This is a genomic window from Streptomyces sp. NPDC007162 (assembly GCF_040634175.1).
Lineage (GTDB): Bacteria > Actinomycetota > Actinomycetes > Streptomycetales > Streptomycetaceae > Streptomyces.
In genome coordinates this window covers 1-8,008 of sequence record NZ_JBEYFC010000416.1, presented here as the reverse complement: position 1 = coordinate 8,008, position 8,008 = coordinate 1, and the positions used below count along the sequence as shown (strand labels likewise).

The 8,008-nt window shown below is 72.1% G+C and carries 7 protein-coding genes; 4 read left to right on the top strand and 3 right to left on the bottom strand.

Annotated elements, in window-relative coordinates:
• From ABZ646_RS34475 to ABZ646_RS34465, 3 genes are all read right to left on the bottom strand, one after another.
• The coding region (locus ABZ646_RS34475) for a hypothetical protein (protein WP_360527855.1) at window positions 1-1,080 on the bottom strand (1,080 nt) is incomplete at its 3' end.
• A gap of 44 nt (window positions 1,081-1,124) precedes the next feature.
• Window positions 1,125-2,396, bottom strand: coding sequence for an MFS transporter (locus ABZ646_RS34470; protein ID WP_360527852.1), 1,272 nt, complete (start codon window positions 2,394-2,396; stop codon window positions 1,125-1,127).
• A 25-nt stretch (window positions 2,397-2,421) separates the two neighbouring features.
• The gene (locus ABZ646_RS34465; protein ID WP_360527849.1) at window positions 2,422-3,291 is read right to left on the bottom strand and encodes a glycosyltransferase; all 870 of its coding nucleotides are present in this window, start codon (window positions 3,289-3,291) and stop codon (window positions 2,422-2,424) included.
• Window positions 3,292-3,585: 294 nt separating this feature from the next.
• Between ABZ646_RS34465 and ABZ646_RS34460 the strand changes: the two genes are divergently transcribed.
• The 4 genes from ABZ646_RS34460 to ABZ646_RS34445 form a co-directional block, all read left to right on the top strand.
• Complete coding sequence (locus ABZ646_RS34460; RefSeq protein ID WP_360527846.1) at window positions 3,586-5,025, top strand: exopolysaccharide biosynthesis polyprenyl glycosylphosphotransferase; 1,440 nt, start codon at window positions 3,586-3,588, stop codon at window positions 5,023-5,025.
• Window positions 5,026-5,048: 23 nt separating this feature from the next.
• Window positions 5,049-6,098 carry a Gfo/Idh/MocA family oxidoreductase gene (locus ABZ646_RS34455; protein ID WP_360527843.1) on the top strand — a complete coding sequence of 350 codons (1,050 nt, stop codon included), beginning with the start codon at window positions 5,049-5,051 and terminating at the stop codon, window positions 6,096-6,098.
• A gap of 30 nt (window positions 6,099-6,128) precedes the next feature.
• Complete coding sequence (locus ABZ646_RS34450) at window positions 6,129-7,103, top strand: NAD-dependent epimerase/dehydratase family protein (RefSeq protein WP_360527840.1); 975 nt, start codon at window positions 6,129-6,131, stop codon at window positions 7,101-7,103.
• The coding region (locus tag ABZ646_RS34445) for a DegT/DnrJ/EryC1/StrS family aminotransferase (protein ID WP_360527838.1) at window positions 7,100-8,008 on the top strand (909 nt) is incomplete at its 3' end. The genes ABZ646_RS34450 and ABZ646_RS34445, both read left to right, overlap by 4 nt.

Sequence of the window (8,008 nt, the reverse complement as noted above, 5' to 3'; positions counted from 1 at the left end):
GGCGCCCTGGACTTCGCCGGCGGGCTGCCCGTGGAGATCACCTCGGGCGCCTCCGGCCTCGCGCTGTGCCGGTGAGGACGCGCCCGGGATCAGCAGGCGGGGCTTTCCGGTGCCGTCGGCGGGGACGCTCCACAGGTCGCTGCTCTTCACGTCGCCGTCGCTCGGCAGGGCGTACGCCACCGTGTGGTCGTCGAGCCAGGTGGCCTGGTCGTCGACGCTGTGGCGCTCGGCCAGGGGGATCTCGCGGAGGGTCTTCAGGTCGAGCACGTACTCGTGCCAGAGGTCGGTGCGGGACAGCACCCGCTTCTTGAAGGCGATCCGGGTCCCGTCCGGGGAGAGCGAGGGACACTCCACGTTCTCGACCAGCGTGGTGACCGTGCGCCTGGACAACGAACCGCGCACCAGGTACGTCCTGTCCGCGGTGTTGAGCGTGGCGTAGAAGGTGTCGTCGTCGGTCGCGAAGGTGACACCCCAGAAGTTGACGTCCGCGGCGTGGTACGGCTTGCCGTCCTTGATGACGGAGAACGTCTCCAGGCTCGGCGTGAGCTTCATGGTGCGGGTGTCCAGGACCGAGGTCCGGGTGGAGAAGAAGGCCGACGAGTACGACTCGCCGGAGACGAAGACGGTCCAGGCGACGAAGCGGCCGCTGGGCGAGACCCGGGCCCGGCTGGGGGTGCCCGCCAGCGGGAAGGTGCGCTCGGTGCGCAGGCCGGCGTCCAGGAGCAGGGCACGGTTGCTCTGTCGCAGGACGCCGGGGTTGGACTGGAGGCAGATCCCGGTGCCCGCCGCCGCGTAGAAGCGCGCGCACTTCAGGCCGGAGGCGGTCCGGCTGCCCCCCGGGTCCGCCGTGGGGACCGAGGCGACCGCCGTGCGGTGCGGGCCGGCGGCCGCGTTCACGAACAGCAGGCGGTCCTTCCGGCCGAGCGTCAGCCTGCCCGCGCGGACCGCGGGGTCGCCGGCGTGCGGCCGGTCGGCCCGGTCGGCACGCGCGGCGGCGTGCAGGACCGCACCGGTTCCCACGCCGGCGAGCACCAGGACCGCCGCGACGAGTACGAGCAGACGGCGGCGCGTAGATGTCATCCGGTTCCCCTGGTTCCCCGTGGCGTTCGGTGTGGCTGTGGTGGTCATCGGTCTGCTCCGGCGGGGCGCAGCACCAGGCCCGCGACGGCCGCGCAGCACACCAGGCCCACCGCCGAGCCGGCCAGTGCCGGGCCGTCGCCCCACACCGTCCAGGCGGCGCCGAAGGCCAGCGAGCAGCAGAACCGGGCCAGCGCCTGGCCGGTGCCGACGATGGCGAGGCCGCTGGCGCGCAGGTGCTCGGGCACGAGACCGGCGAGGGCGGCCGGGAGCACGCCGTCGGTCGCCGCGTAGAACGTGCCGTGCAGGCCGAGCACGAGCGGGACGAGGACCGGGGTGCCCGGGGCCCAGAGCAGCAGGGCGTAGGCGGTGAGCAGGGACGCGTGTCCGGCGAGGAACACCGTGCGCCGTCCCACGCGGTCGGCGAGCGCGCCGACGGGCACGGCCAGCAGCAGGAACACCGCGGCGGTACCGAGCGGCAGCAGCGGGAACCACTCCTCGCCGACCCCGGCCCGCCGCTGGACGAGCAGATAGACGAAGGCGTCGCTGACGGTGGTCAGCCCGAGCAGGGCGGCGCACGCGGCGAGGGCGCGCAGCCGCGGCACCCGCAGCAGGGCCAGCGCTTCACGCACCCGGACGGGCGGTCCGGCGGACGGCCCGTTCTCTTCTTCGGTCCGGGTGCTCTTCCCCTTCCCCGGGACGAACAGCACCAGCACGAGCACGCCCAGCACCGCGACACAGGCGCTCACCCCGAACACCGCGTCGTACCCGTCGGCCGCGGCGCGCAGGATGAGGAAGGCGGCCAGTGGGCCGAGCATCGCGCCGGTGGTGTCCATCGCGCGGTGCACGCCGAAGGCCCGGCCCTGGTTCGCGGCGGGGGTGGACAGGGAGATCATCGCGTCGCGCGGGGCGGTGCGCAGGCCCTTGCCGGTCCGTTCCAGGGCGAGGACCGCGCCGAGGCTGCCGATGCCGCCGGCGAACAGGAGGAGCGGTTTGCACAGTGCGGACAGGCCGTAGCCGAGCCCGGCCAGCAGCTTGTGGTTGCGGACACGGTCGGCCAGGTGGCCGCCGGTGAGCTGGACCAGGGCGCTGACGCCGTTGTACACGCCGTCGAGGGTGCCGAACCCCAGCGGGCTGAAGCCGAGCGTGGTGACGAGGTAGAGCGGCAGGACGGCGGTGACCATCTCGGAGGAGATGTCGGTGATCAGGCTGACCGTGCCCAGGACGAGGACGACCGGGGCGACTGTCCGCCCCGGCCCGCGTCTGCGGTCCTGGCCCGGGCCGTCCTGGACGGGCTGGGAGCGGTCGGTGAGGTACAAGAGGGGAACTCCAGGTGCGGTGCGATCAGTTCTGCCGGCTGCTGTCGTCGCGCAGCCAGGTGCCGAAGTCCTGGGCCCGGATCGCCTTCGACGCCTTGCGCCGGGCGGCGACGGCCGCCGCGACGAAGACCACGACGGGCACCAGGAGCCGCGGTTCCCGGCGGAGGATCGCTTTCAGGTCAGCTTTGCCGGTGCGCGCCGAGGCCCCGTCCGGTCGGCGGTGCTGCTCGACCTGGGCGGTGGACACCGCCGCCCGCACCCGCCGTCTCATCAGATCCCGCCAGGTGCGTGGCGGTTGGATCACCACGGCGGCCGCGTCGACCACGCGCCGTTCCCCGGGGGTGAACGCGAGGGACGCGGCCAGGTCGTCCGCCATCAGCGGCGGCAGTGCGGCGATCCGGGCGTGACCGGCCTCGGAGACCGCGATGACGCCCCGGCCGAACAGCCCTTCGCGTACGGCGGGCAGCCGCTGCCACACCTGGTAGTAGGCACGCACCCGCCAGGCGCAGGAGGCCAGCGGAATCCGCCGGTCCGGTGCGGTGGCGAGGACGCCGGACGTGGCGTCCTCCAAGGGTTCGGCGAGCGCCCGGACGTCGGCGCCCGTGAGCACCACGTCGGCGTCCACGTACAGGCGCGGGAAGTCGCGCGCGTGGTCGTCGCCGGCCCGCATCGCGGCGTGCTTGGAGGGCACGGGTATCTCCACCACCCGGACCCGCGGCCCGCGGTCGGCCGCGATCTTCGCGGTGTCGTCCGTGCAGCCGTTGCACACGACCACGATGTCGGGGGCGTGTGCGCGGTCCCCGGTCTCCCCGGGTGGGGAATCGGCCAACAGTGAGTCGAGGAGCCTGCCGATGACTCGGGCCTCGTTATGGGCCGGGATCACGATGCTGGTCACGGGGGCAGTATGCCGTCGGCGTCACTATTGCGACATGTGTTTCGTCCAACTGTTCCCGAGACTGCGCCCCGTGGTCTAGATTGATGGCCGCCGGACCGGTTTGGGTGGGGAACTCGTTCTTGACTGTACGTCACGGACCGGCAGTTGAACGGATCTGAACAATCAGAACAACCAGTACGTACCAGCATGCCGGGGGCATGAGGCGGTTGGGGAATCGCTGAAGCTCCCGCTTTCCAGTGTCGCTGTGTCCAGGGCACTTCGGTCGGGGTTAGCCGCGCATGTGGTGGGGGGCGCATGACCATTGAGGTCACGCATGAGCAATCGGCCGTGGAACGCAGAAGTCCACTCGGCCGCCGAAGACGTCGGGAACGGAAGTACCGCATCGTCCTGCTGGTCGCGGACGGCCTCGCGGCCGCCGCCGCGGCCTTCCTGATCCACGCGGCCTACGGTCGCTGGGCGGTGGCCCTGGTGCTGCCGCCCACCTGGATCGTGGCGATGCTGGTCCACCGTTCCTACGACCGCAGCGCCCTGGGTCTGGGGACCGAGGAGTACCGGCGGGTGCTCCGGGGCGCCGTCGCGCTGCCGGCGCTCGCGGCCGCCGCGTACGGGCTGTTCACCCGGGATTCGGATCTCCTTCATGACATGATCATGGCCGCGCTGCCGGCCGCGGTGTTCGCCCTCGCGATCCGGTACTCGCTGCGCCGCAGGCTGCACCGCCGCTGGGCCCGCGACCCGGACGGCGGCGCGACGCTGCTGGTCGGCCCCTCGAGCGGGGTCGTGGAGCTGGTCGGAGTGCTGGGACGCGGCGGGACCCCGCGCCTGAGGGCCGCCGGGGTCTGTCTGACCGATCCCGAGAACGCCCGGGAGATACGCAAGCTGGGGCTTCCCGCGCTCGGCGGGGTCGACGGCATGAACGACGTCGTCCGGGCCCTGGGCATCAACACGGTGGTGGTGCTGCCCGCGCCCGAACTGGACGCCTCCGTCCTGCGCCGGATGACGTGGACCGCCGCCGTGCAGGGCGTCGACTTCCTGCTGGCCCCCGTGCTGACCGACGTGTCCGCGGCCCGGCTGGCGGTGCGGCCCACCAACGGGGTGCCGCTGATGCGGATCAAGCCGCCGAACCTCTCCCGGGCCGCGCGGCTGCCCAAGGAACTGCTGGATCGTTTCCTCGCGGCGCTGCTCCTGCTGCTCCTCGCCCTGCCCATGCTCCTGATCGCGCTCGTCGTGCGACTCGACAGCACCGGCCCCGCCCTGTTCCGGCAGCAGCGGGTCGGCCGCTACGGCGACCACTTCACCATGCTGAAGTTCCGCACGATGCGACCCGACTCGGAAGCCCTGCGCGCCGAGCTCGAACACCTCAACCAGAACAGCGACGGCCTGCTGTTCAAGGTGAAGGAGGACCCCCGGATCACCCGGTTCGGCTCCTTCCTGCGCCGCAGCTCGCTCGACGAACTCCCGCAGCTCGTCAACGTCGTCAAGGGCCACATGTCGCTCGTCGGCCCCCGGCCGCCGCTGCCCGAGGAGGTCGAGGAGTACACGCCGGACATCAAACGCCGGCTGCTGGTGAAGCCCGGCCTCACCGGACTGTGGCAGGTCAGCGGACGCTCCGACCTGCCCTGGGACGAGGCGGTCCGGCTCGATCTCGGATACGTGGACAACTGGTCGATGGGCCTTGACCTGTCGATCCTGGCGCGCACCGGGGCCGTGGTGGTGCGCGGAACGGGGGCCTACTGATGGACCAGAGGAAGAGAGAGAAAGTGACGCAGGAGCCGCTCGGGGTCGCGGTCGTCGGGGCCGGTTACTGGGGCCCCAACCTGGTACGCAACTTCCAGGCCGCCGAAGGCTTCCGGCTGCGCTGGCTGTGCGACCTCGACGTGGACCGGGCCCGGCGGGTCCTCGGCGGCTACTCGACGGTCGAGGCCACCGCGGACTACGCGGCCGTCCTCGCCGACCCCTCCGTCGCCGCCGTCGCCGTGGCCACGCCCGCCGGCACCCACCTCGACATCGCCCTCGCCGCACTGCGCGCCGGCAAGCACGTCCTGGTGGAGAAGCCGCTCGCGGCGACCTACGCCGACGGGCTGCGCCTGGTCACCGAGGCCGAGGAACGCGGCCTCACCCTGATGTGCGACCACACCTACTGCTACACCCCCGCCGTCGGCCGGATCCGCGAACTGGTCCGCTCCGGCGAACTCGGCGAGATCCACTTCGTCGACTCGGTCCGCATCAACCTCGGGCTCGTCCAGAAGGACATCGACGTGATGTGGGACCTCGCCCCGCACGACCTGTCGATCCTGGACTTCATCCTCCCCGCGGGCGTCGAACCGGTCGCCGTCGCCGCCCACGGCGCCGACCCGATCGGCGCCGGACAGGCCTGCGTCGCCTACCTCACGCTTCAGCTGAGCACCGGCGCCATCGCCCACGTGCACGTCAACTGGCTCTCCCCGACGAAGGTGCGCACCACCATGGTCGGCGGTTCCAAGCGCACCCTGATCTGGGACGACCTCAACCCCGCCCAGCGCGTGGCGATCTTCGACCGGGGCGTGGACCTCGCCTCGCCGCAGGACATCGGCGCGGACGAACGCCGGGACATGCTCGTCTCCTACCGCTCCGGAGACATGGTCGCGCCCGCGATCGGCGAGAAGGAGGCGCTGCGCAGCATGGTCGACGAGTTCGGCGAGGCGATCGGACAGGGCCGGGCCCCGCTGACCGACGGCCGGGCGGGCCTGCGGGTGCTGGACATCCTCGAGGCGGCCTCCCGGAGCCTCGAGTTCAAGGGCGCGGTCGTCGGCCTGCGCGCCGGGCGTTGACAGATTCACTTCGCTGAAAGGTAAGGGCAGTTGAGCAGCGTACGCGGCAAGAAGATCCTGGTCACCGGGGGAGCGGGCACCATCGGCTCCAACCTGGTCGACCTGCTGGCCGAGGGCGGCGCCCGCGAGGTCGTCGTACTCGACAACTTCGTGCGCGGGCGGCGGGCCAACCTCGACCGGGCCCTGCCCAGCGGCGTGGTGGAGATCGTCGAGGGCGACATCCGGGACGCGGAGACCGTACGGAAGGTCACCGAGGGCGCCGACCTGGTGTTCCACCTCGCCGCGATCCGCATCACCCAGTGCGCGGAGGAACCGAGGCTCGCCAACGAGGTGCTGGTCGACGGCACCTTCAACGTCCTGGAGGCGGCGGCCGCGGCCGGGGTCGGCAAGGTCATCGCCTCGTCGTCGGCGTCCGTCTACGGCATGGCCGAGGAATTCCCCACGACCGAGCGCCACCACCCGTACCACAACGACACCTTCTACGGTGCGGCGAAGGCCTTCAACGAGGGCATGCTGCGCAGCTTCCACGCCATGTACGGACTGGACTACGTGGCCCTGCGCTACTTCAACGTCTACGGGCCCCGGATGGACATCCACGGCCTCTACACCGAGGTGCTCATCCGCTGGATGGAGCGCATCGAGGCCGGCGAGCCCCCGCTGATCCTCGGCGACGGCAGCCAGACCATGGACTTCGTCGACGTCCGCGACATCGCCAGGGCCAACGTGCTGGCCGCCGAGTCGGACCTCACCGACGAGGTCTTCAACATCGCGAGCGGCACCGAGACCTCGCTCAAGGAACTCGCCGAGGAGCTGCTGGCGGCGATGGGGGCCGAGGGCCTGGAGCCGGTGCACGGCCCCGCCCGCACGGTGAACTCGGTCGTCCGCCGGCTCGCGGACACCTCGCGGGCCGCCGGGCGGCTCGGCTTCGAGGCACGGATCGACCTGCGCACCGGTCTGCGGGACCTGGTCCGGTGGTGGCGCGCGGAGCGGGAGGCGGCCAAGTGAGCACCGACCGCATCCCGGTGATGATCCCCTGGCTCGGTGCGGAGGAGGCGCGGGCCGCCTCCGACGCGGTGCTGTCCGGGTGGGTCGCCCAGGGCCCACGGGTCGCCGCCTTCGAGAAGGCCTTCGCCGAGCGGGTGGGCGCCGAGCACGGCATCGCCGTCAGCTCCTGCACGACCGCCCTGCACCTGTCCCTCGTCGCGCTCGGCATCGGCCCCGGCGACGAGGTGGTGGTGCCCTCACTGTCCTTCATCGCCACCGCCAACGCCGTACGGTACGTCGGCGCCGAGCCGGTGTTCGCCGACGTCGACCTCGCCACCGGCAACCTGACCCCGGCCACCGTGGACGCGGTCCGCACCCCGCGCACCCGGGCCGTCCTCGCCGTCCACCAGGGCGGTGTCCCGGCCGACGTGCACGCCCTGCGGGCCGCCTGCGCCGACTGGGACCTGCCCCTGGTCGAGGACGCGGCCTGTGCCATCGGCTCCATCGTCGGCGGCAAGCCCGTCGGCCACGGTGCCCTGCTCGCCGCCTGGTCCTTCCACCCCCGCAAGGTCGTCACCACCGGCGAGGGCGGCATGATCACCACCGACGACGCCGAGTGGGCGGCCCGGCTGCGCAGGCTGCGCGAGCACGGCATGAACGCCTCGGCGGCCCAACGCCACGCGAGCGACAGACCGGTCCTGGAGAGCTACCTCGAAGTCGGCTTCAACTACCGGATGACCGACATCCAGGCCGCCGTCGGCCTGGTCCAGCTCGGCAAGCTCGACGCGATGATCACCCGCCGCCGCGAACTGGCCGCCCGCTACGACGCGTTGCTGCACGACGTGCCCGGTCTCAGTCCCGTGCGCGACCCCGCGCACGGCCAGAGCAACTTCCAGTCCTACTGGGTGCTGCTGGACGAGGAGTTC